Annotated in this window: 24 protein-coding genes and 2 pseudogenes; 15 read left to right on the plus strand and 11 right to left on the minus strand. The window is 63.7% G+C overall.

What is annotated here, in order from left to right; genetic code table 11:
• Positions 1-134: 134 nt before the first annotated feature.
• From MKZ91_RS00960 to MKZ91_RS00970, 3 genes are all read right to left on the minus strand, one after another.
• Complete coding sequence (locus MKZ91_RS00960) at positions 135-824, minus strand: RES family NAD+ phosphorylase (protein WP_336167068.1); 690 nt, start codon at positions 822-824, stop codon at positions 135-137.
• On the minus strand, positions 821-1,225 hold the full coding sequence (locus tag MKZ91_RS00965; RefSeq protein ID WP_336167070.1) for an antitoxin Xre-like helix-turn-helix domain-containing protein: 405 nt from the start codon (positions 1,223-1,225) through the stop codon (positions 821-823). The genes MKZ91_RS00960 and MKZ91_RS00965 overlap by 4 nt, the downstream gene beginning before the upstream one ends.
• A 123-nt stretch (positions 1,226-1,348) precedes the next feature.
• Entirely contained in the window at positions 1,349-1,837 is a 489-nt protein-coding gene (locus MKZ91_RS00970) for a RidA family protein (protein WP_336167072.1), read from the minus strand.
• A gap of 193 nt (positions 1,838-2,030) precedes the next feature.
• Here MKZ91_RS00970 and MKZ91_RS00975 point away from each other — a divergent pair, with 193 nt between their 5' ends.
• Both MKZ91_RS00975 and MKZ91_RS00980 read left to right on the plus strand, forming a co-directional pair.
• Positions 2,031-2,729: a TetR/AcrR family transcriptional regulator gene (locus MKZ91_RS00975; RefSeq protein ID WP_336167074.1), complete on the plus strand. Its 699-nt coding sequence runs from the start codon at positions 2,031-2,033 to the stop codon at positions 2,727-2,729.
• A 139-nt stretch (positions 2,730-2,868) separates the two neighbouring features.
• The gene (locus tag MKZ91_RS00980) at positions 2,869-3,681 is read left to right on the plus strand and encodes an isochorismatase family cysteine hydrolase (RefSeq protein WP_336167076.1); all 813 of its coding nucleotides are present in this window, start codon (positions 2,869-2,871) and stop codon (positions 3,679-3,681) included.
• A gap of 73 nt (positions 3,682-3,754) precedes the next feature.
• On the opposite strand, the gene MKZ91_RS00985 is transcribed toward MKZ91_RS00980, so the two are convergent.
• Positions 3,755-4,804 carry an aldo/keto reductase gene (locus MKZ91_RS00985; protein ID WP_336167078.1) on the minus strand — a complete coding sequence of 350 codons (1,050 nt, stop codon included), beginning with the start codon at positions 4,802-4,804 and terminating at the stop codon, positions 3,755-3,757.
• 231 nt (positions 4,805-5,035) lie between these two features.
• On the opposite strand from MKZ91_RS00985, the gene MKZ91_RS00990 reads away from it, so the two are divergent.
• Entirely contained in the window at positions 5,036-6,013 is a 978-nt protein-coding gene (locus MKZ91_RS00990) for a SphA family protein (RefSeq protein ID WP_336167080.1), read from the plus strand.
• A 379-nt stretch (positions 6,014-6,392) separates the two neighbouring features.
• Here MKZ91_RS00990 and MKZ91_RS00995 read toward each other — a convergent pair whose 3' ends face one another.
• Positions 6,393-7,073 (minus strand): glutathione S-transferase family protein, encoded by a 681-nt coding sequence (locus MKZ91_RS00995; RefSeq protein WP_336167082.1) that lies wholly within the window; start codon positions 7,071-7,073, stop codon positions 6,393-6,395.
• A 354-nt stretch (positions 7,074-7,427) separates the two neighbouring features.
• Between MKZ91_RS00995 and MKZ91_RS01000 the strand changes: the two genes are divergently transcribed.
• Positions 7,428-9,386 carry an elongation factor G gene (locus tag MKZ91_RS01000; protein WP_336167084.1) on the plus strand — a complete coding sequence of 653 codons (1,959 nt, stop codon included), beginning with the start codon at positions 7,428-7,430 and terminating at the stop codon, positions 9,384-9,386.
• 30 nt (positions 9,387-9,416) lie between these two features.
• Here MKZ91_RS01000 and MKZ91_RS01005 read toward each other — a convergent pair whose 3' ends face one another.
• Positions 9,417-10,370, minus strand: a complete 954-nt coding sequence (locus tag MKZ91_RS01005; protein WP_336167086.1) for a LysR family transcriptional regulator — start codon at positions 10,368-10,370, stop codon at positions 9,417-9,419.
• A gap of 242 nt (positions 10,371-10,612) precedes the next feature.
• Here MKZ91_RS01005 and MKZ91_RS01010 point away from each other — a divergent pair, with 242 nt between their 5' ends.
• The 3 genes from MKZ91_RS01010 (at position 10,613) to MKZ91_RS01020 (ending at position 13,903) form a co-directional block, all read left to right on the plus strand.
• Positions 10,613-11,404, plus strand: coding sequence for a transporter substrate-binding domain-containing protein (locus MKZ91_RS01010; RefSeq protein WP_336167088.1), 792 nt, complete (start codon positions 10,613-10,615; stop codon positions 11,402-11,404).
• Positions 11,405-11,908: 504 nt separating this feature from the next.
• The gene (locus MKZ91_RS01015; protein ID WP_336167090.1) at positions 11,909-13,483 is read left to right on the plus strand and encodes a M81 family metallopeptidase; all 1,575 of its coding nucleotides are present in this window, start codon (positions 11,909-11,911) and stop codon (positions 13,481-13,483) included.
• Between the two features lie 105 nt (positions 13,484-13,588).
• A complete protein-coding gene (locus MKZ91_RS01020; RefSeq protein WP_336167092.1) occupies positions 13,589-13,903 on the plus strand; it encodes a hypothetical protein in 315 nt (104 codons plus the stop codon).
• 115 nt (positions 13,904-14,018) lie between these two features.
• Here the strand turns inward: MKZ91_RS01020 and MKZ91_RS01025 are convergent, their stop codons facing one another.
• Positions 14,019-14,195: a hypothetical protein gene (locus MKZ91_RS01025; RefSeq protein WP_336167093.1), complete on the minus strand. Its 177-nt coding sequence runs from the start codon at positions 14,193-14,195 to the stop codon at positions 14,019-14,021.
• Here MKZ91_RS01025 and MKZ91_RS01030 point away from each other — a divergent pair.
• Positions 14,194-14,352 carry a hypothetical protein gene (locus MKZ91_RS01030; RefSeq protein WP_336167095.1) on the plus strand — a complete coding sequence of 53 codons (159 nt, stop codon included), beginning with the start codon at positions 14,194-14,196 and terminating at the stop codon, positions 14,350-14,352. The genes MKZ91_RS01025 and MKZ91_RS01030 overlap by 2 nt on opposite strands.
• A gap of 104 nt (positions 14,353-14,456) precedes the next feature.
• Here the strand turns inward: MKZ91_RS01030 and MKZ91_RS01035 are convergent, their stop codons facing one another.
• Positions 14,457-15,749 carry an MFS transporter gene (locus MKZ91_RS01035; protein ID WP_336167097.1) on the minus strand — a complete coding sequence of 431 codons (1,293 nt, stop codon included), beginning with the start codon at positions 15,747-15,749 and terminating at the stop codon, positions 14,457-14,459.
• A 213-nt stretch (positions 15,750-15,962) separates the two neighbouring features.
• On the opposite strand from MKZ91_RS01035, the gene MKZ91_RS01040 reads away from it, so the two are divergent.
• Positions 15,963-16,895: a LysR family transcriptional regulator gene (locus MKZ91_RS01040; RefSeq protein WP_336167747.1), complete on the plus strand. Its 933-nt coding sequence runs from the start codon at positions 15,963-15,965 to the stop codon at positions 16,893-16,895.
• A gap of 113 nt (positions 16,896-17,008) precedes the next feature.
• Here the strand turns inward: MKZ91_RS01040 and MKZ91_RS01045 are convergent, their stop codons facing one another.
• Positions 17,009-18,022 (minus strand): aldo/keto reductase, encoded by a 1,014-nt coding sequence (locus MKZ91_RS01045; RefSeq protein WP_336167100.1) that lies wholly within the window; start codon positions 18,020-18,022, stop codon positions 17,009-17,011.
• A gap of 159 nt (positions 18,023-18,181) precedes the next feature.
• Between MKZ91_RS01045 and MKZ91_RS01050 the strand changes: the two are divergent.
• A pseudogene (locus MKZ91_RS01050) lies at positions 18,182-18,358 on the plus strand (efflux transporter periplasmic adaptor subunit); the annotation flags it as partial.
• Between the two features lie 37 nt (positions 18,359-18,395).
• Here the strand turns inward: MKZ91_RS01050 and MKZ91_RS01055 are convergent.
• A pseudogene (locus tag MKZ91_RS01055) lies at positions 18,396-18,815 on the minus strand (LysR substrate-binding domain-containing protein); the annotation flags it as partial.
• 146 nt (positions 18,816-18,961) lie between these two features.
• Positions 18,962-19,318: a hypothetical protein gene (locus MKZ91_RS01060; protein WP_336167101.1), complete on the minus strand. Its 357-nt coding sequence runs from the start codon at positions 19,316-19,318 to the stop codon at positions 18,962-18,964.
• A gap of 231 nt (positions 19,319-19,549) precedes the next feature.
• Here MKZ91_RS01060 and MKZ91_RS01065 point away from each other — a divergent pair, with 231 nt between their 5' ends.
• From MKZ91_RS01065 to MKZ91_RS01085, 5 genes are all read left to right on the plus strand, one after another.
• Positions 19,550-20,188 (plus strand): glutathione S-transferase family protein, encoded by a 639-nt coding sequence (locus tag MKZ91_RS01065; protein ID WP_336167103.1) that lies wholly within the window; start codon positions 19,550-19,552, stop codon positions 20,186-20,188.
• Positions 20,189-20,295: 107 nt separating this feature from the next.
• Positions 20,296-20,634: a hypothetical protein gene (locus tag MKZ91_RS01070; RefSeq protein WP_336167105.1), complete on the plus strand. Its 339-nt coding sequence runs from the start codon at positions 20,296-20,298 to the stop codon at positions 20,632-20,634.
• Between the two features lie 171 nt (positions 20,635-20,805).
• Positions 20,806-21,246, plus strand: coding sequence for a hypothetical protein (locus MKZ91_RS01075; RefSeq protein WP_336167107.1), 441 nt, complete (start codon positions 20,806-20,808; stop codon positions 21,244-21,246).
• Between the two features lie 350 nt (positions 21,247-21,596).
• The gene (locus MKZ91_RS01080) at positions 21,597-23,120 is read left to right on the plus strand and encodes a nucleobase:cation symporter-2 family protein (protein WP_336167108.1); all 1,524 of its coding nucleotides are present in this window, start codon (positions 21,597-21,599) and stop codon (positions 23,118-23,120) included.
• A gap of 143 nt (positions 23,121-23,263) precedes the next feature.
• The gene (locus tag MKZ91_RS01085; RefSeq protein ID WP_336167110.1) at positions 23,264-23,869 is read left to right on the plus strand and encodes a nucleoside deaminase; all 606 of its coding nucleotides are present in this window, start codon (positions 23,264-23,266) and stop codon (positions 23,867-23,869) included.
• The last annotated feature ends 136 nt before the right edge of the window (positions 23,870-24,005 follow it).

Below are 24,005 nucleotides of genomic sequence, written 5' to 3' on the forward strand. Positions count from 1 at the left end.
AACCAGAGATCGCGCACGAAATTGGGGGAGGGTGAGGGGCGGTTTTTTTCGAGCGCGGAAATCCGGAGCGGTGCGCCCTTGTCGGCAGAGCGCATTGCCGCAAGATTGCGGCCAACTGCCAGGTGATGGCGCATTCAATCCGCGACGAGAATATTTGGCTCCGGCGTGCCCGACCATTGAAACGTGATGGTGCGGCCCTGGCGGATGTTCTGAATGACCGAAGGCCTGATGACGGCGAGGCATTCGCCTTCAGGATCGCGGGCCGAGGGGTAGATCAGGCCATTGCCGCCTTCAGCCAGAATGGTGGCGGCGAGCGCCTGGCCGGCGGGGTAGGCGCGGGCCGTATCCGGATCGAGATAGGTGGCACCCTCTTCGCCGCGCACGTCGTGGAAGCGGCAGGTAAAGCCGGCGATCAGCTCGCGGTAGCGGCCGATGTCGACAAAGCTGCCGGCTTCGCGCAGCGCCCGGGTGCGGTGATAGACGATCTCCGCCTGACAGGTTTCAAGCGCGCGCGGGCCGAAGGCACAGTACCAGGCGCCGCGCTCCTCGCCGTTGAAGCGGTTGCCCGGCGGGCGGGCATGGCAGAAGGCGGCGTTGATCAGCGACCAGCCATAGCCGAAGGTCTCGTTGAGGAGTTCGGCCGGGTCGACGCCGGCGGGAAGGGCAAGCGGGCTCAGCCGCGCCGAGGTCATCGCTTCCAGCCGGTTGAGGATCTCGATCTCATCGTCGTCATCGGCAAGCGGCTTGACCGCCGGCTCGTCGATATAGGCGGTCGAGATCAGCCGGACGGTCGCCGGATCGTTGAAATCGATCTCAGGGATCATAGGCCGCCGCGCAGTCCGTCGAGGTAGCGCCGCACCTTCAGCATCACAGGAATGCCGCCCTCGATCATCAGATCGACCGGCGAGCGGCCGGAAAACAGCGGTCCGGTGTTGGCGGCTTTTGGCCACTGATAGGTGAGCGGCCCGTTGAAGAACAGCCGCAAGCCCTTGAAGATGCCGACGATCAGGCTGGCACGCATGCGCTTGTCCTGGTCGAGCCTGCCCTTGAAGTCGCCGGCCTTCATCCGGTTCCAGGTGGCGATCGGCACATCGAAGAGCTGGGCGGCTTCCTTGTTGGTGAGGTTCCAGAGCTCGCAGGCCTTCACCACCGCCTTGACGATGACAGCCTCCTCCTGCCGGGCAGTCTCCCGGTCAGTCGCGAGAACCGGTTGCGCGCTTGCCACTTCGCTCTCCTATGCGATGCAAATTTGTATCATATGATATAAATGGACCGCATGAGCGAGAAGTCAAGGGCAGGGCGTGTCGTCCTTGCCCCTGACACGAATGGCTGCAGTTGATCTGCGCGGCTATTTCAGGACGACGACGGCTTCGACCTCGAAGAGCATCGGGTCGATGGCGAGCTTGGGCACCGGCACCAGCGTCTGTGCCGGCAGTGCCGCGCCGAACATCTCCTTGACGTTGCGGGTCAGCACCTCAAGCTTGGACATGTCGTGGTCGACCACGAAGACCGTGAGCTTGGCAACCTGGTCCGGCCTGGCGCCGAGCCCATCGAGTGCGGCGCCGAGATTGGCATAGGCCTGTTTGACCTGGACGGCGAAATCGGGCGACAGGGCCCCGGTCGCGTCCTGGCCGCCCTGGCCGGAGATATAGGCCACCCGTGCGCCTGAGGGTACAATCACTGCGGTGCTGTAGCCGTTGGGGGTGGGGTCGTAGAGGTGCGGCGGATTGACGATGGTGAGCTTGGGATCGCTCTCGGTTGCCGTCGCGGGTGTAAATACCTTCATGGTCATGATGATCAGTCCTCCTGAAATGAGATGCTTGATGGCGCGCGACATGATTGTTCCTTCCTGGCTGGGTCGCGCACGACGCCTTCCCGGCCGGCCGGATCGACCGTCAGCGCATCGCCCGTAGAATTGACTCGTACAATGTACGAGAAAATGGCATCGTACGGTGTATGAGTCAATTGCCCGGCATCGACATTCCGTGAATGTCGGCCTAAACCGATGGCATCATCAGCAGGGAAGGCGCATGGCAGCCAAACGCAGTGGTGCTCAGAACAGACGGCCGCAACGGGATGATGTGTCGTCCCCGTCGGGGGCGGAACCGCGCGGCGAGCCGCCGCTCTCGCTGGAGCGGATCGTGGCGACCGCGGTCGAGCTCTTGGATGCCGAAGGGCTCGGCGGATTGAAGATGCGCCGGCTCGCCGACCGCCTCGGCGCGGGCGCCATGAGCCTTTATTGGCATGTCGACAACAAGGAAGAGGTCCTCGACCTGGCGCTCGACACGGTGCTGGAGTACCGCCGCTCGCCTGATGTCGGTGAGCCTGAGGACTGGCGCGGGCAGGTGATCCATCTGCTCCTCGACTGGCGCGCTGCCATGCTTCGCCATCCGTGGTCGGCCGCGCTTTTGCCGCGCCGCGCGCTCGGCCCGAACATGCTTGTTCGTCTGGAACTGCTGGGCAGGGCCCTCTCTTCGGCCGGTGTCGCCGACGCAGACTTGAACGGCGCGATCTGGTCGCTTTGGAACCATGTGATCGGTGCAACCATCACCCGGGCGAAATTCGATCTGACGGATGACGACCAGGCCGCCGCACAGATGCGCCTTGCCGGTCTCAGCGAGCGTTACCCGACGATCGAGCGCTCCCGCCTGCTTCTCGACAATGACTGGGACGGGACCTTCACGAAGGGCCTGGACTTCCTGCTCGATGGCCTCACGGCAAATCGATGAACATTGCCTTCGGCCGGGAGATGGGACGGCTTTGGCGGCTAGGTATGAATGGGTATAGGTAGTCGGCGATCATGCTGAGGACTACGCTCCGCAGACATTCCGCTTTGGCACGAGGCGGAAATTTCCGGAGGAATATCCCATGCAGGATGACGATTGCTGCACGTCGCATCGACGCACCTTTCTCAAGACCTTTGCCGGCCTGACGGCGGCATCCGCGCTCGCTGCGGCCGGCGCATCGACCGCCCGGGCCGCCACGCCCGGCGCCTATGCCGATCCCGCCAGCCCGGCGCTCGAGAAGGGCAACATGAAGCTCGACCCTTCGCGGGCAGCGCTGGTCGTGATCGACCCCCAGATCGACTTCATGAGCCCTGAGGGCAAGGCCTGGCCGGTTGTTGGCGAGAGCGTGACCGAACACAATGTCGTTGCAAACCTTGGGCGATTGTTTCAGGCCGCAAAGGCCAATGGCATGGTGGTCGCGATCTCGCCGCACCACTATTACAGCTGGGATCACGATTGGAAGGTCCAGGGGCCGCTCGAAGTGTTCCAGCACCAGGTCGGGATATTCGACCGAAAGGGACCCTATACGACGGACGGATTCAGAGGGTCGGGCGCGGACTTCCTGCCGGAGTTCAAGCCATATATCGAGGATGGCAAGACGATCATTTGCTCGCCGCACAAGCTCTACGGTCCGCAGGCCAACGACCTGCCGCTCCAGTTGCGCAAACAGCGCGTCGACCAGATCATCCTTGCCGGCATGCTCGCCAACATGTGCGTGGAATCGCATCTGCGCGAATTCCTCGAACAGGGATTCGAGGTGGCGGTGGTGCGCGATGCCGTTGCCGCACCGAAACTGCCCGAAGGCGATGGCTACCTGGCGGCGCTGATCAACTTCCGCTACATGGCAAACGGCCTGTGGACGACGGACGAAACCGTCGGGATGCTGCAGAGCTAGGATTTCGAACGCCCGTGGCTGACGCTTCAGCTGCAAGAAGGGCGATCGCCTGGACAGGCGATCGCCGCAACCGTCAAAGATGCGCACCCAGCAGCGACAGGTCTGCCTCGCCGAGCCGGTCCCTGGCGGTCCAGAGCTGGTGCCAATAGGGGTAGAGGACTGGCGGCAGGCTGATGGCGTCGAGCAGTTCCTTTTCCTCGTCGGAGAGCTTCAGATTGGCGGCGGAAAGATTGTCGGAAAATTGCGCCTCGGTGCGGCCGCCGATGATGACGGAAGTCACACCCTTGCGGCCGATCAGCCAGGCAAGCGCCACTTGCGCCGTGGACACGCCGCGCTCGCCGGATATGGCAACCAGCATGTCGACGATCTTCCACAGCCGCTCCTCGTCGCGGATCGGCGGCTCCTTCCAGCCGGCAAGCTGGCGGGTACCATCGGGCGTCTCGTCGCGCCGGTGCTTGCCGGAGAGAAGTCCGCCGGCAAGCGGGCTCCAGACGAGCACGCCGAGCCCCTGGTCGATCGCAATCGGCATCAGTTCGTATTCGGCCTCGCGCGCCTCGAGCGTGTAGTGGATCTGCTGGCTGACAAAACGCTGGCGGCCTTCGAGCGCGCTGATGCCGAGCGCCTTCATGATGTGCCAGCCGGAATAGTTGGAGCAGCCGATGTAGCGGACCTTGCCGCTTCGAACCAGGCTGTCGAGCGCCTCCATGGTCTCTTCAAGCGGTGTCAGGCCGTCCCATTCATGCACCTGGTAGAGGTCGATCACGTCGGTCTTCAGCCGCTTCAGGCTTGCCTCGCAGGCGGCGATCAGGTGTTGGCGCGACAGGCCGCCGTCATTGGGGCCCGGTCCCATGGAAAACCGCGCCTTGGTGGCGACGAGCACGCCGTTCTTGCGCTTGCCGCCGAGCACCTCGCCGATGATCTCCTCGCAGGCGCCGGTCGAATAGATGTCGGCCGTGTCGATCAGGTTGACGCCGGCGTCGAGGCAGAGATCGACATAGCGGCGGGCGTCCTTGAGGCCGACATTGCCGACCTCGGCGAACTTGCCGCGGCCGCCGATCGTCATCGTGCCCATGGTGATCACAGAGATTTTCAGGCCGGAGCGGCCGAGCAGCCGGTATTCCATGGTCTCGCGTCCTTTGCTTTCGCGTGTGGATCAGCCGTGGCGGCACAGGTCTCGCGTGAAGCGGAGACGCCGCTTCAGACAAAGTAGCGGCAAGGGCCGTTGGCGCAAGGTTCGGCGTCTCGCTCGGTCCGGCATTCGGATGACGCCGATGCAACCCAGCGATTTGTCAGGGCTGGCTTGAACAGGTCGAAGTGGTATCGTTCGGTCCGAGAGACGAGGGGAATCACTTTCATGGTCTACGCGAAACGCTTGGCTTGCGCGTCGGCTGTTGCTGCCGGCCTGACCCTGGCGATCGCACCGTCGGCGGCCAAGGCCGCCGAAAACGGCGCCGGCTTCTATCTGCTGGGTGCCCGCGGTCCGCTGGCCGGCCTGCTCGCGCCGCCCGGAACCTACTTCCAGAACGACAACTACTTTTATGTCGGTGAGCTCAAGGGCAACAAGCAGCTTCCGCTCGGCGGCCAGATCGTCGGCGAAGTCGACGCGACGCTCGTCGGCGTTTTCGGCACCGGGCTCTGGGTCATGCCCGAGGAGGTGCTCGGCGGCAATCTCGGCTTTACCGCGGTCGTGCCCTTCGGCGGGCCCAATGTCGATGTGACGCTGTCTGCGCCACGCGCCGGTCGATCGGCGTCGGCCAGCGACTCCGTTTTCACCATCGGCGACCCGGTGGTCGGCGCCACGCTCGGCTGGCATGAGGGCGATTTCCACTGGACGGCGAACGCCACCGTCAACGTGCCGATCGGCGACTACCGGAAGGGCGAGCTTGCCAATATTTCCTTCAACCGCTGGGCCGGCGACCTGACCTTTGCCGGCACCTGGTTCCGGCCCGAAACCGGGCTTGATCTCTCGGGCGCCGTGGGCTTCACCTTCAACGGCGAAAACCCGGCGACCGACTATCGCACGGGTACGGAATTCCACGCGGAATGGGCGGTGACCCAGCACTTCAGCCCGCAGTTTTCCGCCGGTGTTGCCGGCTACTTCTACCAGCAGGTGACCGGCGACAGCGGCCCCGGCGCAAGTCTTGGTGACTTCAAGGGCCGCATCGCCGCCATCGGCGGCACCATGGGCTACAATTTCAAGGTGGCCGAAACGCCGGTTTCGCTGACGCTCAAGGTCTTCCAGGAATTTGCCGCCAAGAACCGGCCGGAGGGCACCGCCGGCTTCGTCACCATCGCCTTCCCGATCGGCACGCCACCGGCGGCGGTGCAGTAGGGTTCGCCCGGCGCAGTCGCTCATTTGCGCGGGATGTGCCCCTCATCCGCGCGGTGAGGAGCGGAGCGCCCCTCATCCCGCTGCCGGCACCTTCTTGCAAGCGGGGAGAAGGGACGTGTGGCGGCCGCTCGCGTTCACGGCGATCTCATCCAATCCCGCAGTTTTGGCATTCGATGCTTGAGCGAAACTTCGGCATCGGACGTGTTATGACAGCGCGATCCGGTCTCGTTCCCTCTCCCCGCGTGCGGGGAGAGGGTTAGGGTGAGGGGCAATTTTGCGCCTCGGTCGGATGGCGGCGTTCAAGCACGCGAGAACACTTGCCAATCCGATTCACCAGGGCGCTCGATCGCCTTGTTCCGGCTGAGAAAAGCGTCGCCGCCTACATCTCGAAAAACCGCTCGGGCATCAGGCTCCGGTAGGGGAACATGTGGAAATAGGGCCGCGCCTCGGCCAGCACCCGGCGCACCGACGGGCGCTGAAGCAGGCGCTCGAAATAGGCGGCCAGATGCGGGTGCGTCTCGTCGAAGGGCTCGACGATGCCGGCGTAAAAGAGAGCCGGCGTGGCGGCGCAATCGGCAAGGCTGAAACTGTCGCCGGCGGCGAATGGCTGGGTGGCGAAGTGGTCATCGGCCATGCGGTAGGCGACGGCCAGATTGGCGCGGGCATCGGCAACACCGCGATGGTCGTTTTCACCCGATGGCCTCAGCGTATCGGTGACGATCTTCTGCATTGGCACGTGGATGTAGAGATCGAAAAAGCGATCCCAGAGCCTGGCCTTCAGCGCCTTGTCCCCGTCTTCCGGGATCAGCCTCACTTTGCCGGGATAGTGGCGGTCGAGGTATTCGATGATGATGGAGGTTTCCGGCATCACCACGTCGCGGCCGCTGTCGGTCAGGACCGGCATCTTGCCGACCGGCCAGAGGGCCGAAAAACGGGCGGCTTCCTCGGGATCCAGCAGGTCGACCAGGCTGCTCTTGAACGGTGTGTCGTTCTCGTAAAGCGCGATCAGCACCTTGTGGCAGAACGAAGCGAGCGGATGCTGGTAAAGCGTAAGCGACATGCAGATGATCTCCGGTGCTGGTGGCCTGAAGCTGCGCGCGTCCTGATTGCCCGCCCGATAGCCTGCCTGAGACAGGGCGGGTCGGCTCGATGTTTGATCCGCGTGATCGTCGCAAGACTGCTCTATTTTTGCAATCAGAATCTTGGGCGCCGGGACCGACCTCAATGGCGAGGTCGCCCGACCTGCACGGCGTCCCGCCAGCCAATCTCGGCCGATTTGACGCAAAAACTGCCAACACTTGCGCTCATTCCGGCTTGAGCACCATTGAAAGCGCAAAAGCTGCCCTAGAATTAATAGAACAAGGGCGTCGCAACGCTCGGCGCCCGTCGTCATCGCGACAGGGGAGGATTGCCGATGCGCTGCTTCACGGTACTTGGGCCCTCACAGACCGGAAAAACCACGCTGGTAGACAAGCTGGCCGGTCTGGAGGGGGCCTCCAGAAAAGCTGCTTCACCCTATGGACTGAACCTGACGGAATTCGAATTCGGCGGCGAACCCTGGTGTGCGCTCGACGCGCCCGGAGGTACCGAGGCGCTTGGCCATGCGCAGCATGCGCTGATTGCCAGCGACGCCTGCGTGCTGTGCGTTTCGCCGGCGCCGGAAGAGGCGGTGCTTGCCGCGCCCTACCTGAAAGCGATCGAGGCCTCGGGCACGCCCTGCATTCTTTTCATCAACCGCATGGACGAGCCGCGCGGGCGGCTGCGCGACGTGATCGCTGCTCTCCAGGACTATTCCGGCCACATGCTGCTGATGCGCCAGGTGCCGATCCGCGAAGGCGACAAGATCGTCGGTACCTGCGACCTGATCTCCGAGCGCGCCTGGCGCTACCGCGAGGGACAGACCTCGGCGCTGATCGAGATCCCCGATACCACCATGGAGCGGGAGAAGGAGGCGCGCACCGAACTGCTCGAACATTTCTCCGAATTTGACGATTGGCTGCTCGGCGAATTGATCGAGGACCGGCTGCCCGCGAGCGACACGATCTATGCGATCTCCTCGCGGCTGCTGAAAGAAAACCGCATCATCCCGGTGCTGGTCGGTTCGGCGAGCCACGCCAACGGAATTCTGAGGCTGATGAAGGCGCTGCGCCACGAGGCGCCAAGCGTCGATGCGCTTCGACAACGACTGGGGGCAGCCGGCGCAATCGCCGAGAGCGCGCTTTCGGCCGTCAGCTTCCACGCCTACCACAAGGCCAATGTCGGCAAGACCGTGCTGGTTCGGGCGCTGACATCGGGCATCAAGCAGGGTTCGACCCTTGGCGGCGGCAGCATCGGTTCGTTGCAGGACCCGGCGACCGGCAAGCCGCTGCCCAATGCCACGCCCGAGGCGGGCGCGATCTTTGCCGCGGTCAAGGCCGAACATCTGCCGGTGCCGGCGCTCTTGGCCGCCAATACCAGCGCCGAAGCGCCGGACTGGACGGTGCCGCCGACGCCGATGCTGGAGCGCATCCTGGTGCCTGACAGCGAGCGTGACGAGACCAAGCTTTCGGGCACGCTTGCCAAGCTCGCCGAGACCGACCGCGCCCTCTTCGTCATGCAGGAGGAGGGCACCGGCGCCCAACTCGTCTGCGTGCAGGGGCCGATGCACCTGCGCGATCTCTGCAAGACGCTTGCCGATGTCTTCCATGTGGGTGTCACCGACAAGCATCCGAGCCCGACCTATCGCGAGACGGTGCTGAAACCCTCCGACGTGCACTATCGCCACCGCAAGCAGACCGGCGGCGCCGGGCAATTTGCCGACGTCAAGCTCAGCGTGCACCCGAACGAACGCGGCGCCGGCTTCTCCTTTGCCGAGACGGTGAAGGGCGGGGCTGTGCCACGCAACTTCATCCCGGCGATCGAGGCGGGCGCGCGGGAAGCGATGGAAAAGGGGCCACTCGGCTTCCAGGTGATCGATGTCGGCGTGACCCTGACCGACGGCCAGCACCATTCGGTCGACAGCAACGACTTCGCCTTCCGCGCCGCCGCCAAGATGGGCGTGCGCCAGGCGCTGTCCCAGGCGTCTGCCGTGCTCATGCAACCGGTCATCCGCATCGAGATCCACATTCCCTCGATCTATTCCGGCAGCCTGGTGCCGATCGTCTCCACCTACAAGGGCCAGGTGCTCGGCTTCGACCGTGACGAGACCGCCAAGGGCTGGGACATTTTTCGCGCGCTCGTGCCGGGATCGGCCCTCGACGATCTTGCGAGGGCGCTGCGCGCGGCAACGCAAGGGATCGGCTACTTCTCGAAAAGCTTCGATCATTTCGAGGAGCTCTACGGCAAGGAGGCCGATGCGGTGATCCACGCGCATGGGACGCAACAGGCGGGGTGAGGGGAGGCAGGCTCTTCGAGCGTGCCCTGCCTATTGGGCAGAGCGGGATGCGTGTGAAAGTCGGAGATTTGCCTCGTCTGTGCTGTTCCGGCTTCCCGCCAGTTGTCGCTCACGTTCCTCGATCTCGGCGATCAGCCAGTTGAGAAAGCTCTTCGTCACCGGCTTCGTGCGCAACAGTTCTTCCTGGCAGACGAACTGGTAGGTTTCGGGCGGTTCGTAGAAGTGCTCGTGCGCCAGGCAGATCTGGCCGGATTTCAGCTCGTGTTCCACCATGGTGCGGTCGATGAGGGCCACGCCCTGGCCCTCCTTCACCGCTTCGAGAATGATGTGCTGGTCGTCGAAGATCAGGTCCTGGCGGCTGCGCGGCAGCGCGAGGCCCGAGGAGGCGATCCAGCTTTGCCATTCCTGAAGGCCGCGATAGTGCAGCCGGTTGCCTGATAGCAGCGCCAGTCTGTCTTCGGCGTTCTGAAAGAGAACGCGGCCGTAGACCGGCACCAGGCGTTCGCGCAGGAGCCTGCGGGAGAAGCGGCCAGCGGGCGGCTGCAGGCAATAGTCGATGATCACGTCGGCGGGGCCGGTGCCTGCCGTCATGGTTTCAAGGTGCGAAAGGTGGAGCTGCACGCCGGGATTGGCGGCGAGGAACTCGGAAATCCGAGGCGCGATCACCTTCATCGAGAAGAACGGGCCGACCCGCACGCGCAGGATCTTGCCGCTTGTGCGCGGCCGGATGTGCTGGACCACACCCTCGAGATCATCAAAGGCGCGCTGGCAGGAGGCGTAGAGCAGCCCGCCCTCGGGCGTCAGCTCGACGCCATGCTGCTTGCGCACGAAAACCCGAAGCCCGAGATGCTCCTCCAGGATCCTGATCTGGTGGCTGATCGCGCCCTGGCCGATGCACAGTTCGTCGGCGGCGGCCGTCAGGCTGCCATTGCGGGCGGCCGCCTCGAAGGCGCGCAGGGATTTGAGGCTCGGCAGGTCGCGCATGGGTTCTCCGGCGGTCGCACGGTGCACAGCCTACATGAATTTTTTCGATGTCTGGAATGATTTCTTTCACATTGCGAAGGGCCGTATCGTCCCGCATTGTCGATGCATAATAAAGCGAAAACGCAAGCGAGATCGGCAGGAAATCCAGGAAAATCGGCGAAAGGTCGATCGGGCGGGAGCCCGGTGGGTGCCTCTTCGGCCAAGGCTCAGGGCCTGCCGGAACGAAGGACAAAGGGAACGAGATGAAAAAGAAGTTCATGACTGCGACGGCTTTGTTGCTCGCTTCGCTGGTGGCTGGCGGCGCCTGCGCCGAGACTTTGGCGATCGGCACGGAGGGAGACTATGCGCCGTTCAACTATGTGACGTCGGCCGGCGAGATCAAGGGTTTCGACTATGATATCGGCCAGGCGGTCTGCGCCGAAATCAAGGTGGATTGCGTCTGGAGCACCAACGAGTGGTCCGGCATCATTCCGGCGCTGCAGGCCAAGAAGTTCGACGTGATGATCGCCTCGATGGCGATCAACCCGGACCGCAAGACGAAAGTGGATTTCACCACACCCTATTACTTCAACGCCATGCGCTTCGTCGCCCGCAAGGATCTGGGTCTCACGGAGATCTCGCCCGAGGCGCTGAAGGGCAAGGTGATCGGCACGCAGTCTGGCTCGGTTGCCGTGGAGGCACTGCAGCAGTTCTTTCCCGACAGCGAGGTGAAGCTCTATCCGACGCTCAGCGAAGTGTTTCTCGACATGGAGAACGGCCGGCTTGACCTGATCCTTGAGGGGCAGATGGCCTTTACCGAGTGGCTGGCCAAGGATCAGAGCGGCTGCTGCGCCTTCGTCGGCGACAGCTTCGTGCTCGACACGGCCGAAGGCAACGCCATGGCGGTGCGCAAGGGTGACGAGGCGCTACTCACCAAGCTCAACGCCGGGCTGAAGACGATCATGGAAAACGGCACCTACGACCGGATCCGCAAGCAGTATTTCGATTTCGACATCATGGCGAAGCCGAAGACCACCAGCGAATACTTCCGCTAGAGGCCAGGGGCGGGCGCGTCCGCGCGCATTGAAGGCGTAGCGCGCAGTTCCTCATCTCCTCTGCATCCCCCAATGCGCCAGCGCCCCTCATCCGGCCTGCCGGCCACCTTAGCCCCGCGTGCGGGGAGAAGGGAGGGTGTGGCACCCGCTCGCCCAAAACCTCCACGCCCCGTGGCTTTCTCCGGTGGCGTGGGCGAGGTGACAGGTCAGCGGTCTAGCCGCGTTCCCTCTCCCCGCTTGTGGGGAGAGGGTTAGGGTGAGGGGCAACTCCGGATCCAAGCGGTAAGAGGCAGCCGAGACCGAAAGGTCAAGAAACTGCCTCGAGCTGGGCGAGTGGCACACCCACGCCCAGGGGCTGCGGAGGCTTACTCCACCCGCCCACGAATTCGCATGCAGTGTGCTGCGCTCGCCGCATCGCACAGCAGGCGACAGGCGCGGCGCCGGAGTTTTCGCGTTTCTCCGGCGCCCGTCTCATCTCCCATTCCAAACATGAAAGTGCATGTGATGAGCTTCAGAGTGGCCGTTCTCGAATTCAACCAGGAGACCAATACGTTTTCGAAGCTCACGACGGGGTTCAAGGCTTTCGAAGCCTGTCACTACTTCCTCGGCGAGCAAATCGAGCGGCATTGCCGCGGCACCAATTCGGAGCTCGGCGGTTTCATCGATTGTTGCGACAGATACGGCTGGCAGCCGGTCTATACGGTGGCGGCGCGCGCCGAGCCCGGCGGGCGGATCGAGGAGGCGATGCGGCAGCGCTTCGTCGCCGATCTCGCGCAGGCGCTCGAAGGCCAGAGCCTCGATGGCGTCTTCATCGTCTTCCACGGCGCCATGTGCACCGAGACCGCCGACGACGCGCAGGCTCAGCTTCTGGAGGTGGTGCGCGGCCTTGTCGGTCCGGACCTGCCGATTGCGGCCACCTTCGACCTGCACGCCAATTCCGCGCCTGAGATGGCCCGCCTGCTCCACATTGCCGTCTCCTTCCGCACCTATCCGCATGTGGATATGGCCGAATGTGCCCATAAGGCGGGCGCGCTGCTCGATCGTGCCATGCGCGGCGAGATCCGTCCGGCGATCGCCATCCGCCAGCCGCCGATGCTGAACGGATGCAATGACGGGCGCACGACCCATGCCTGCGCCATGACCGAACTTCTCGAGATTGCCGACGAGATCGCCGCCAGCGAGGGCATGCTCGCCACCTCCATCAATGCCGGCTTCTACGATGCCGACATCGTCAACACCGGGCCATCGGCTGTCATCTGCTACGACCGCAACCGGGTTCAGCCTGCGGTGGCGGAAGCGCAAGCCGGGCGGCTTTGCCGCGAGATCTGGGACAGGCGGGAACATCAGGACGTGCAGTTGCCGCTCGCTGCGCTGCCGGCCATTGTCGCGGCGCATCCTGGCAAGGAGCGGCATGGGCCGCTGGTGATCGCCGACTTCTCCGACAATCCCGGCTGCGGCGCCTATAGCGATTCCACCTGCGTGCTCAGCGCCCTTCTCGATATCGGGGTCAGCAATGCCGCCTTTGGCGCGCTCTGCGATCCTGACGTGGCAGCAGAGCTGATTGCCGCCGGCATGGGTGCGACGCGTGAAGTGACGCTCGGCTGCAAGATCGACCCCAGCGTCGGCGGCGGGCCGATCACGGTCACGGGCCGGGTGCAGGCGATTTCGCATGGCCGGATCGTCTTTGAGGGGCCGATGTTTCAGGGCCTGCCTGCGACCATGGGCCCGAGCGTACGCTTCCATGTCGAGGGCATCGACATCCTCATTTGCAGCGAGCGTCAGCAGATGCTCGACCGCAACCTCTTCCGCGCCGTCGGCATCGAGCCATCAGACTATGAAATCGTCGTCGTCAAGTCGCAGCAACACTTCCGCGCCGCCTTCGGCCCGATCGCGTCCGAGATCGTCGAGATCGACGGCACGGGCCTGAGCAGCGCCAATATCGGCGCGCGCAACTTTCAGCGGGTGCGGCGACCCGTCTATCCGCTGGATGGGGAACGGGAGATCGTGGCGGATGCCGGAGCACCGGACGGCGCTTTCAGTGGGGGCGCGACCGTTGTTAAAGGTGTGATGGGGACGTAGCATCGGTTTCCACAGTGTCGGACCCGAGCCGCCATGACACTCTCTTCGTCGATCCAACCGACACCGCAAATCCTGTTCACCAGCGCGGGCAGGCGGTGGAGCGGCTTGTCTGCCGATTTCATCCACATTCCGCGCGGCCGGGTGCATGTGCCTGGCGGCGCGATGCATCGGCTCGGCATGCATTTCGGTCCGCCGGTCAGGGCGGATTGTACGTGTGGCGGCAAGCGGTCGCGGCGGGTGCAGAAGGCGGGGGATATCGACATCGTGCCGGCGGGCGTCGAAGGCTCTTGGGAGGATGATGCGGACTGCCGGATCTTGTGGCTCAGCCTTGAGCCCGCGCTGATGACGCGCGTCGCCGGAGAGCTCGCGTTGCCGGCCTGTTGGTCGGCATTTACGACGCCCACGAGCGGGGCGGGCTGATCGACATCGAGCGGGGCGGGGGCGAGGTTCGTCGGGGCGAAACCGATCTCGTCGAGGCGCTTCGGCCGTATGTATCGGTGGAATAGGGGCAGGAGGCGTGGGGCGGCCTTGCCTGCTACCGGCCTTTGCGCCGCCGTGCGAGGGCTGCCGCGCACAGCATCGTCTCGACCTCTTCCTCCAGTTCCAGGCAGATCTGGCGGTATTCCTCGGCGAGATCCGGCCGGTTACCGGCAAGCGTGAGCGCGTCGCGCATGTCGACTGCGAGCTCGTAGCCGCAGAACAGCTCGATCATGCTGTCCGACATCGTTGTTGCGATCGCCGCCCGTAAATGCGGCAATCGCAACATCAGCCGTTTCCTGCCGATCTCTCCAAGCACGTGGCCGGTCCTTTCGCTTGGCCACATTACGTTGGGAACAGGCGAACGGATCACCGGAGCAATGAACTTTTGACATCGGCAAACGCGAAATGTGCCGGCGGTCTGATGAGACCGCCGGCACACCGATCCTGTGTCTGCCTTCGGAGGAAAACCGCTTCACACCTTTCCTGGATCTGCTTACTGCCGCGCCTTCTTCGACAACAAAGTGAGGCCGAAGAGGATCAGGCCGAGGAGAGTGAGCGCAAAGCCCGCCCAGACGGCCGAGAGCAGGCCAAACCCGGCGGCGATCGTAGCACCGCCGGCTTCGGCGCCCACGGCATTGGCGACATTGAGCGCTGCAAGGTTCATGGCACCCATCAGGCTCGGGGCTTCCGGCGCAAAGCGGGTAAGGCGAACCTGGATCGTCGGGATGGCGGCCATGGTTGCGGCACCGACACCGAAGAGGGTGGGGAAGAGCACCCACGGGTTTGCCGCGCCGAGTGCGAGCACGGCGAGCGTGACGAGGGCGGCGGCAAATCCAAGGGCGATGCCACGGGCGGGATAGAGGTCGGCGAGCTTGCCGCCCAAGAGGTTGCCGGCCGTCATGCCCATGCCGAAGAGAGCCAGCGCCACCGGGATCATGGCGGGCGAAAGGGCGGTGACATCCGTTACGACAGGGGCGATGAAGGTATAGACCGCAAAGATGCTGGCGATACCGGTGGCTGCGACCAGCATCACGCCCCAGACGTGCGGCTTGCTGAGCGACGAGAGCTCCTGGACGACCGGCACGCCGTCGAGCGCCCTGGTTCGCGGCACCCAGGCCCAGATCGCAAGGAAGGCGAGGACGGCAAAGGCTGCGATCGCCAGATAGGTCTCGCGCCATCCGAGCGTCTGGCCGAGGAAGGTGGCAAGCGGCGAGCCGACGATGGTTGCGACCGTGAGCCCGGTCATGACGATGGCAAAGGCCTTGCCGGCCTGGCCGGGGCCGACGACATAGGATGCGACCACCGCGCCGGCACCGAAATAGGCGCCCTGCGGCAAACCGCTGATGAAGCGGGCGGCCATCAGCATGCCCATGTTGGCGGCGACCGCCGAAAGCACGTTGCCGAGGATAAAGAGTGCCATCAGCGCCAGAAGCAGCGTGCGGCGGTTCATCCTCGCTAACGCCAGTGTCACCAGCGGCGCGCCGATGACGACGCCGAAGGCATAAGCGGTAATCGCGCTGGTTGCCTCCGGCACGCCGATGTTCATCGCTTGCGAGAAGAGTTGGATGATGCCCATGCTGGCAAATTCCGACGTGCCGATGGCAAAGCTGCCCAGCGCCAGGGCGAGCAGCGTCAGGCGGTTGTTCTGCTTCGTCGAGGTCTTAGCGACCGGCGGCGTGACGCGCTTGCGGGTCACGATCTTCGCACCGCCGATCTGCTGGCGCAGGCTGGAAAAATCGAATGCGGCGGTCTGCGGGGCGAGGGTGGCTTCGGCGGTGCTGGACATCTCGGTGATCCTTTCTTGTCGCTCAAGCGGGACTGGACGGTTTGCTTGAGACAAGAGATCTCACGACGGGCGGTTCGGCAGTAGACGGCGAGGCTTCCCAGGATCTGATAAGAAAATTCACAGATGGGCCGCAGACACGCTGCAGCGCCGCGACAAGCCGGGTTTTCCGCGCTAATCTGGCGGCAGATCTATGAATTCAAATCAGGCGGCGTCATGGACAACCGGGCAGGCGAGATGATGGTTTTCGTCCAGGTGGTGGAGGCCGGCAGCTTTTCTGAAGCCGCGCGCCAACTGATGATGACGCCGTCGACCGTGTCGAAGCTGATCGCGCGGCTGGAAAGCCGCCTCGGCATCCGGCTGGTCGAGCGTTCGACGCGGCGGCTGCTTCTGACGCGGGAAGGCGAGTTCTATTATGAGCGCAGCCAAAGGCTGCTGGCCGATCTCGACGAGACCGAGCAGCAGATCGCCCACGGGGGCGCGGAGCCCGAGGGGCTGATCCGGGTAAATTCGTCGGTCAGTTTCGGCGCGACGGCGCTGGAGCCGATCCTGCCCGCCTTCTGGGAGGCTTATCCCAAGATCGTCATCGACCTTTCGTTGTCGGACGAGGTGGTCGACCTCTATCTCGAGCGCACCGACGTGGCGATCCGGGTGGGGCGGCTGCCGGATTCCAACCTCGTTGCGCGCAAGATCGGCGAGACCAAGCGCCGGATCGTGGCTTCGCCCGCCTATCTCGAAAGGCGCGGCGTGCCGCAAACGCCGGAGGACCTGCTCAATCACAATTGCATTGGCTTCAATTTTCGCCGGGCCAATCCGGTCTGGCCGATGCGCGAGGGCGGGCGGATCGTCGAGCGGATGCTGAGCGGCTCGCTGCTCACCAACAATGGCGAAACCATCCGCCGCATGGCGCTCGCCGGCGTCGGCATCGGGCGCATTGCCGATTATCACGTGCGCGGCCCGATCGCCCGCGGCGAACTGGTCGAGGTGCTGGCCGACAGCGCGATCACCGAGGCCGACGAGATCCATGCGCTGTTTCGCGGTGCGCAGCTTTTGCCCGCCCGCGTGCGCGCCTTCCTCGATTTCGTCGTGCCGCGGCTGCAGCGCTTTCTGGCCGAGGAGCCGACAGAAGCGGCCCCGCCTGTCGCATGACAGGCAGGGCCGGTGGTTCCCGTTGAGGTGTTGCCTGTCGAGACCGCTCAAGCACTTTTGCGCGACATGCCCGCAGCGACAATTTCCGAAGGACAACCACCGTCGGGACTGGTTTAGCCGGCAACCGGCAGCGGAGCCGCCGGGTTGACGAGGCGGGCTTCGCGGAGCTCGCGCCAGAAGTCGGCGGGAATGACCTCGTTGAGCGCGGCGCGATCCTCGGCGATACGGCTCGGCTGGCTGGCGCCGGGAATGACGGCGGCAACGGCCGGATTGGCAAGCGCGAATTGCAGGCCGGCCGCCTTCATCGAGATGCCGTGGCGGTCGGCGATTGCCTTGATGTTTGCCACCTTCTCAATGATGGCTGATGTGGCCGGGGCATATTCGAAGTTGGGCCCGCCAACCAGCGCGCCCGAGCTGTAGGGGCCGCCGACGACGATGCCGAGGCCGCGCTCGGCAACCGCTGGCATGACGCGCTGCAGCGCACGGTCATGGTCAAGCAGCGTGTAGCGGCCGGCAAGCAGGAAGCCGTCCGGGCGCGGGCCTTCGAGCGCAAGCAGCAGCTCGATCGGCTCGACCCGGTTGACGCCCAAGCCCCAGGCCTTGATCACGCCCTCGTCGCGCAGGCCGTCGAGCGCCTTGAAGGCGCCCTTGCGGGCGGTCTCGAAGACATTGAGCCATTCGTCGCCGTAAAAATCCTGGGCGACGTCGTGGACGAAGGCGATCTCGATCCGGTCGGTCTTCAGGCGCTTCAGGCTGTCCTCGATCGAGCGCAGCGTCGCGTCGTAGGAATAGTCGTTGACGATCTTGTTGGGGCGGCCATAGCGGAAGACATCGCCCTTTTCGCCGAGATCGCGGGCGCTGACATCCTCGATCTCGTCAAGGATCACCCGGCCGACCTTGGTGCTGATGACGTATTGGTCACGCGGGCGGCCGGCAAGCGCTTCGCCCATGCGGATCTCCGCAAGGCCGGCGCCGTAGAAGGGGGCGTTATCGAAATAGCGGATGCCGTCGTTCCAGGCGGCCTCGACGGTGCCGAGCGCTTCCTTCTCGGGGATGTCGCGGAACATGTTGCCGAGTGGGGCTGCGCCAAAACCAAGCTTGCCGGGGAGGATGTCTTTCAGTGCCATAGTCCTGTCCTTTCTGGTCGAAGCGATGAGCGGTTGGTCGCATCGCCGTTGCACAAACAAATAGGTCAGACCCGGGAGAGCGGTAGCCGGATCGGTTTCGCAGGATATGGGAAGCGAATTCACAGATGCCGGGAAGGCACGCCTGCTGGAGCGGCGACGTCGGGTGCACCGTTCGTCGTGCGCATCAAGCTGGATAGTGAGGCCTTTGCCGCAAGGTTGCCGGCCGGTGCTGCGGGAGATGCTGCGATCTTGACCGACCGGGTGAAGGCGACGCATGTGATCCGTCGGGTGCTTTTGCGCCAGATCGCGATCACCAACGACATGGTTCCGTTCTGAGCCGGCAAAGCGGGCGGCAGGTCTGGCGGCGGCGCGCTCAGACGCGAAGGGCCTCGACCACGATCCTGAACGCGGGCGAATTCTGGCGCCGGCTCGGATAGTAGAGGTGGTAGCCCGAAAATTTGGGTGACCACTCATCGAGTACCTGCGCCAGGTGCCCCGAACGCACGTGGTCCGCCACCAGATCTTCGGGCACATAGGCGATGCCGTAGCCGGAGATTGCGGCATCGCCCATGGCATAGGAGGTGTTGAAGGTGAGCGGCCCGTCGACGCGCACCCGAAGGTCGCGCTCGTCCTTGGTAAACTCCCAGGCGCAAAGCCCGCCGGATCCGGCCTGCCGGTGGTTGATGCAATTGTGCCGCACCAGATCCTGTGGGGTCTCGGGGGCCGGATGCCGGGCGAAGTATCCAGGCGATGCCACGGCCACGAGCCGCCGGTCCGGGCCGCGATCATGTCGTAGTCCAGGCTCATGCTACTGCCCCCGTGTTGCTCCCGAAATCGGGCGGGGCGGAGGGAGAGGCGCCGCCACGGTGAGGGCGGGGATCGCCCAAACCGTCGACGGAAACACCCGGAAGGGCCCGGGTGCCAGTCCCAGTCTCAGTGTCAGTCGTTATAGCCGAGGATCGGGCAGCGCGGTGACAGGCCAAAGACGATTGATCGTCCGCGCGTCCCGCGGATTTCGATCCAGCGATTGGTGGTTCGGCCAACCCGTGCGCCCGGCAGGCCTTCTGCCTGTGCGATCGCCAGCGCGCGGCGCGGCGTGCAATAGCGGCGATCGGCGCGGTTATCGCGGTAGTAGCGGTCGCGATAATTGCGGTCGCGATAGTCCTCGTCGTAATACCGCCGCCCATCGTCGTACCGTGGGCCACCGCCATCGATGTAGAGCTCTACGCCCTGGGCCAGTGCTGCGCCCGGCATCAACGATGCGAGCAGCAGGCTGATTGCAACGAACTTCTTCATGTATGTCACCTCCTAAGCGGCGGTCTTATCTAGCGCTCGTATTTATGAACGCAGCCAGAACGGAATTGTTCACGCGACGAAAGATGCCGGGTAGCGTCGATCATCAGGCAATGTGCGCCTCGCTATAGGTGAGTCCGGCTTAAACGGCCATGTATTGTGCGTTGCTTTTTCTGGTGTCGGGATCAACCGCCTTCGTTCGTCCTTGGAAGGTCACGAACGGAGGCTCACCGAATGAAGCTCTATTTCAGCCGTAACCCCAATCCTCGCCTGGCGGTCGCCGCCGCCCGATTTCTGAAGGCTAAGGTCGAGTTCGAATTTGCCGCGCCACAGGCGGCGAGCGAGCGGGCGCGCTACGAGGCGCTCAACCCGAACCTGCTCTTGCCGATCCTGGAGTTTGGCTCCCGCTCGCTTTGGGAATGCGATGCCATCGCCTGTTTTCTCTCGCGCGCTTCTTGCTCGACCTTCTGGCGCACCGATGACGACGAGCCCGACATGATCCGCTGGATCAGCTGGGGCAAGGAGAACTTCGTCAGGGCCTGCGACATGGTGCACTGGGAGCGCGGAACCAAGCTGCGCTACGGCATCGGCCCTTGCGACGAGGAGATGGCGGAGGAGGGGCTGCGCGCCTTCCACAAGGCCGCGGCCATTCTCGAGCGCGAGCTTGCAAATCGCCCATGGCTGGTCGGCGACCGGGTCTCCTTTGCCGATTTCCGCATGGGCACGTTCCTGCCCTATAACGACGCCGCGCGACTGCCGATCGGCGACTATCCGGCGCTTTCACGCTGGAACGCGCAACTGGAAGAGATTGCCGCCTGGCGCGATCCCTTCCGCGGGCTGGTGGCGCCGGAACTGCCGCCGCTGCCAGGGTGAGGTGCATCTTGAAGTAGTGTGACCTGTCGCACTTCTCTTTCGTCTCTGCTAAGACTGCCACATCGACGTGCTAACCGGGTCTTCTTGCCACGGAAGGAATTGATCTCATGCGCATCAGTGTCATGATCATCGCATCAGCCTCGATTTTGCTGCCAACCGCCACCCTTGCCAAATCACCGGCCGATATCGCCGATCTCGTCGGTGCGCGGGCCCCCGGCGCCGAAAGCGAAATGCAGTCGCGCGGCTATGTCGACGTCGGCGGCAACAATACCTGGTGGAACGACGGCACCAAGACCTGCGTCCGGGTGCATGTGTCGCAGGGGCACTATTCGGCGATCTCGCAGATCAAGCTTTCGGCCTGCGGGCAAGCAGGCGGCAAGACCACGGAATGCCCGCCGGATCTCTCGCAGGCCGATCTCTACAAACATCCGGGCTGCAGCCTCTAGCGGCCAGCTTAGCAACAACAAAAAGGTGATCGTCGCCGTCTCGGTTCGGGTCGGCTGAACCTTGCCGGTGGCGGCGAGGCGACGGCACGGCCTTGCCCGGAAGGGCGAATTGCTGGGGTGAGGGACAGAGAGTAGAATCCCGCGCTTCAACTCGACCGTAGGGAGTAGGCAATGAGCAGACTCTTGATCCTGTCGGCTGGTGCGATCCTGGCAGTAACGTCCGTGACGTTTGCTGCACCGGCCACGCAACCCCTGAAAATCGCCAAGGAATGCAGCCAGTTCAGCGGCGAAACCCCGAGCTTCTGCACCATTACGGAATCGAACCTCGCGGCGATCCCGGTGGGCACCAAGATCCTCTATTACGGGCCGGTGCTCACCAATCCCATCTTCAGCAGCAGCACGGCGGTCATCTCTGTTGGAAACGGCGACTCGGCGGTCGGCTACTGCGTGGTCTACGACACGGCCAGCCCGCCGCTTGGAACCTGTGCGTTCCATGCCGGCAGCGGGACGCTCGCCGGCTTCCAGGCGATCGTCAAGGTCACGGTCGACGACAAGCAGATCTGGCACTGGGACGGCGGCTACCTGCTTGGCGCCGTGAACGCCGCCAAGTGAGAGCGAAGACGTGCCGCTCTCGCCTGGCTGCTGACGCCAGTTCGTGCCCGGACTCTGCCTATTCGACAGGCGTCGCCTTCTGAACGAAGGCGCCTGCGACCAGGCGGCTATTGCGCAATGCAATCATCTCTGCTCTCCTCTCTATGTACCGTTGACGACACCGCGAGTGCCTTTCAGGCGACCAATTGCGGTTGAAAACGCCGAAAATCGGCCGATTTCTGCGATTTTTCCGCTCCAACCATTCCCGCCGAAAAAACGAAAGGTGTTTCGCCTTTTTTAGGAAAGCGAGATTTGCCGCCCTTCATTACCCTTCTGGTTGTCCCGCTGGAGACGGGACATATCGCAATGGTATGGAGGAGATACCCTTGGCAAGCATTTCAGAGGACACTACGCATACCCAGAATTTGGCCCAGAATCCGGCCCAGAACCCCGTCCAGAACCCCGAAGACGAACGGCTGAGCATCGGCGCGAACCTCGCCTATGGCCTGCAGCACGTCTTGACCATGTATGGCGGCATCGTTGCCGTTCCGCTGATCCTCGGCCAGGCGGCGGGCTTGAATTCCACCGATGTCGGCCTGCTCGTTACCGCCTCGCTTTTTGCCGGCGGCCTTGCCACCATCCTGCAGACGATCGGCCTGCCGTTCTTCGGCAGCCGCCTGCCGCTGGTGCAGGGCGTCTCGTTCTCGGGCGTGGCGACCATGATCGCCATTTCCGGCAATGGCGGCATTCCGGCGATCCTCGGAGCGGTCATCGCCGCATCGCTGATCGGCCTTCTGATCACGCCGGTCTTTTCGCGGGTCACGCGTTTCTTCCCGCCGCTCGTCACCGGCATCGTGATTACCACCATCGGGCTCACGCTGATGCCGGTCGCAGCCCTCTGGGCCATGGGTGGCAACAAGGCCGCACCTGACTTTGGCAGCACTGCCAACATCCAGCTTGCAGCCGTCACGCTCATCATCGTGCTGCTCTTGAGCAAGCTCGGCAGCGCGTCGATTTCGCGCCTTTCGATCCTGCTTGCAATCGTCATCGGCACCGGCATCGCCTATGTCGCCGGCATGACCGATTTCTCGCAGGTCGCAAACGGTCCGGTCTTTGCGTTTCCGAAGATTTTCCACTTCGGCTACCCGACCTTCGAACTCGCCGCCATCATCTCGATGCTGATCGTCATCATGGTGACCTTGGTCGAGACGTCTGCCGACATTCTCGCCGTCGGTGAGATCGTCGAGACCAAGGTGGACTCGCGCCGCCTCGGCGACGGCCTGCGCGCCGACATGCTGTCGAGCATCCTGGCGCCGATCTTCGGCTCGTTCACCCAGAGCGCCTTTGCCCAGAATGTCGGCCTTGTGGCGGTGACGGGCGTGAAGAGCCGTTATGTGGTGGCGACCGGCGGCATGTTCCTGGTGGCGCTCGGGCTGCTACCGATCATGGGCCGCATCGTTGCTTCGGTTCCGACCTCGGTTCTCGGCGGCGCCGGCCTCGTACTCTTCGGCACGGTGGCAGCAAGCGGTATCCGCACGCTGTCGAAGGTCGAATACAACAACAACATGAACCTCGTCATCGTCGCGACCTCGATCGGCTTCGGCATGATCCCGATCGCAGCGCCGAGCTTCTACGAGCACTTCCCGGCCTGGGTCGCAACCATCTTCCATTCGGGCATCTCGTCGGCAGCCCTGATGGCGATCGCGCTCAACCTGCTCTTCAACCACCTGACGACAGGCAATTCCGACCAGCAGTCGGTGTTTGTCGCTGCAACCGAGCGCACGATCCGCTACCAGGACATCGCCCGGCTGCATGACGGCGACTACTTCCTCAACGGCAAGCTCTACGATGCCAAGGGCACCGAGGTGCCGCTGATTGCGGCGGAGGCGCACTAGACCCGTCGCCTTGTCGCGCAATCCCCGGCAGGCGTCGCTTCAGGCGCCTTCTGGGGCTGATTTAACCCCCGCCATTCCGGGCAGGAAGCCATTTCCTGTTTTTCCTGGCGTTGATTGAAAAACCCAACAAAAGGACATTGGGAATGACACAAGAGACCGACAACTACCAACTGCTCGACGCGCTGCTTGCCACCATGGAGCGCGGCATCATCCCGGCAACGGAGAAGGGCGTTGCTGCCGGCAACAAGATCTTCGGCGCCGCGCTGATGCGCAAATCCGATCTTTCGACCGTGCTCGTCGAAACCAACAACGAGACGGAAAACCCGCTCTGGCACGGCGAGGTGCACACGCTGAAGCGCTTCTACGAAATCGAAGGCACCGAGCGGCCGGAGAGCCGCGACCTCATCTTCCTCTCCACCCACGAGCCCTGCTCGATGTGCCTGTCAGCCATCACCTGGGCGGGCTTCGATAACTTCTACTACTTCTTCAGCCACGAGGATTCGCGTGACGCATTCTCCATCCCGCACGACCTGAAGATCCTGAAAGAGGTCTTCACGCTGGAGCCGGGCGGCTACAACCGCACCAACGCCTTCTGGAAGGGCCAGTCGATCCACAAGCTGATCGACGGTCTGCCCGCGGCGCAGCGGGACGAGCTGAAGGCCCGCGCCGATGCCATCCGGGCGAAATATGACGAACTCTCCTCCGTCTACCAGGACAGCAAGGACGGCAACGCCATCCCGCTGAACTAAGACCCGGAAATCCACCTCTCGTATCGGGCCATTTCGTGGTCTCCCTGATTAAACGAAATGGCCTATTTGTTTGAAACATTGCACATTCCTGCCGGCAGCTTCCGGTGATACGGTCCCTGAAAACAAGGTCGCGTTT

The organism is Ensifer sp. MJa1, from assembly GCF_037026475.1.
Taxonomy (GTDB): domain Bacteria; phylum Pseudomonadota; class Alphaproteobacteria; order Rhizobiales; family Rhizobiaceae; genus Ensifer.

What these genes read in the sequence shown, in the direction of transcription:
- MKZ91_RS00960 (WP_336167068.1), bottom strand. Translation starts at nt 824, where the DNA reads ATGATCCCTGAGATCGATTTCAACGATCCGGCGACCGTCCGGCTGATC.
- MKZ91_RS00970 (WP_336167072.1), bottom strand. Translation starts at nt 1,837, where the DNA reads ATGTCGCGCGCCATCAAGCATCTCATTTCAGGAGGACTGATCATCATG.
- MKZ91_RS00975 (WP_336167074.1), top strand. Translation starts at nt 2,031, where the DNA reads ATGGCAGCCAAACGCAGTGGTGCTCAGAACAGACGGCCGCAACGGGAT.
- MKZ91_RS00980 (WP_336167076.1), top strand. Translation starts at nt 2,869, where the DNA reads ATGCAGGATGACGATTGCTGCACGTCGCATCGACGCACCTTTCTCAAG.
- MKZ91_RS00985 (WP_336167078.1), bottom strand. Translation starts at nt 4,804, where the DNA reads ATGGAATACCGGCTGCTCGGCCGCTCCGGCCTGAAAATCTCTGTGATC.
- MKZ91_RS00990 (WP_336167080.1), top strand. Translation starts at nt 5,036, where the DNA reads ATGGTCTACGCGAAACGCTTGGCTTGCGCGTCGGCTGTTGCTGCCGGC.
- MKZ91_RS00995 (WP_336167082.1), bottom strand. Translation starts at nt 7,073, where the DNA reads ATGTCGCTTACGCTTTACCAGCATCCGCTCGCTTCGTTCTGCCACAAG.
- MKZ91_RS01000 (WP_336167084.1), top strand. Translation starts at nt 7,428, where the DNA reads ATGCGCTGCTTCACGGTACTTGGGCCCTCACAGACCGGAAAAACCACG.
- MKZ91_RS01005 (WP_336167086.1), bottom strand. Translation starts at nt 10,370, where the DNA reads ATGCGCGACCTGCCGAGCCTCAAATCCCTGCGCGCCTTCGAGGCGGCC.
- MKZ91_RS01010 (WP_336167088.1), top strand. Translation starts at nt 10,613, where the DNA reads ATGAAAAAGAAGTTCATGACTGCGACGGCTTTGTTGCTCGCTTCGCTG.
- MKZ91_RS01015 (WP_336167090.1), top strand. Translation starts at nt 11,909, where the DNA reads ATGAGCTTCAGAGTGGCCGTTCTCGAATTCAACCAGGAGACCAATACG.
- MKZ91_RS01030 (WP_336167095.1), top strand. Translation starts at nt 14,194, where the DNA reads ATGCTGTCCGACATCGTTGTTGCGATCGCCGCCCGTAAATGCGGCAAT.
- MKZ91_RS01025 (WP_336167093.1), bottom strand. Translation starts at nt 14,195, where the DNA reads ATGATCGAGCTGTTCTGCGGCTACGAGCTCGCAGTCGACATGCGCGAC.
- MKZ91_RS01035 (WP_336167097.1), bottom strand. Translation starts at nt 15,749, where the DNA reads ATGTCCAGCACCGCCGAAGCCACCCTCGCCCCGCAGACCGCCGCATTC.
- MKZ91_RS01040 (WP_336167747.1), top strand. Translation starts at nt 15,963, where the DNA reads ATGGACAACCGGGCAGGCGAGATGATGGTTTTCGTCCAGGTGGTGGAG.
- MKZ91_RS01045 (WP_336167100.1), bottom strand. Translation starts at nt 18,022, where the DNA reads ATGGCACTGAAAGACATCCTCCCCGGCAAGCTTGGTTTTGGCGCAGCC.
- MKZ91_RS01060 (WP_336167101.1), bottom strand. Translation starts at nt 19,318, where the DNA reads ATGAAGAAGTTCGTTGCAATCAGCCTGCTGCTCGCATCGTTGATGCCG.
- MKZ91_RS01065 (WP_336167103.1), top strand. Translation starts at nt 19,550, where the DNA reads ATGAAGCTCTATTTCAGCCGTAACCCCAATCCTCGCCTGGCGGTCGCC.
- MKZ91_RS01070 (WP_336167105.1), top strand. Translation starts at nt 20,296, where the DNA reads ATGCGCATCAGTGTCATGATCATCGCATCAGCCTCGATTTTGCTGCCA.
- MKZ91_RS01075 (WP_336167107.1), top strand. Translation starts at nt 20,806, where the DNA reads ATGAGCAGACTCTTGATCCTGTCGGCTGGTGCGATCCTGGCAGTAACG.
- MKZ91_RS01080 (WP_336167108.1), top strand. Translation starts at nt 21,597, where the DNA reads ATGGAGGAGATACCCTTGGCAAGCATTTCAGAGGACACTACGCATACC.
- MKZ91_RS01085 (WP_336167110.1), top strand. Translation starts at nt 23,264, where the DNA reads ATGACACAAGAGACCGACAACTACCAACTGCTCGACGCGCTGCTTGCC.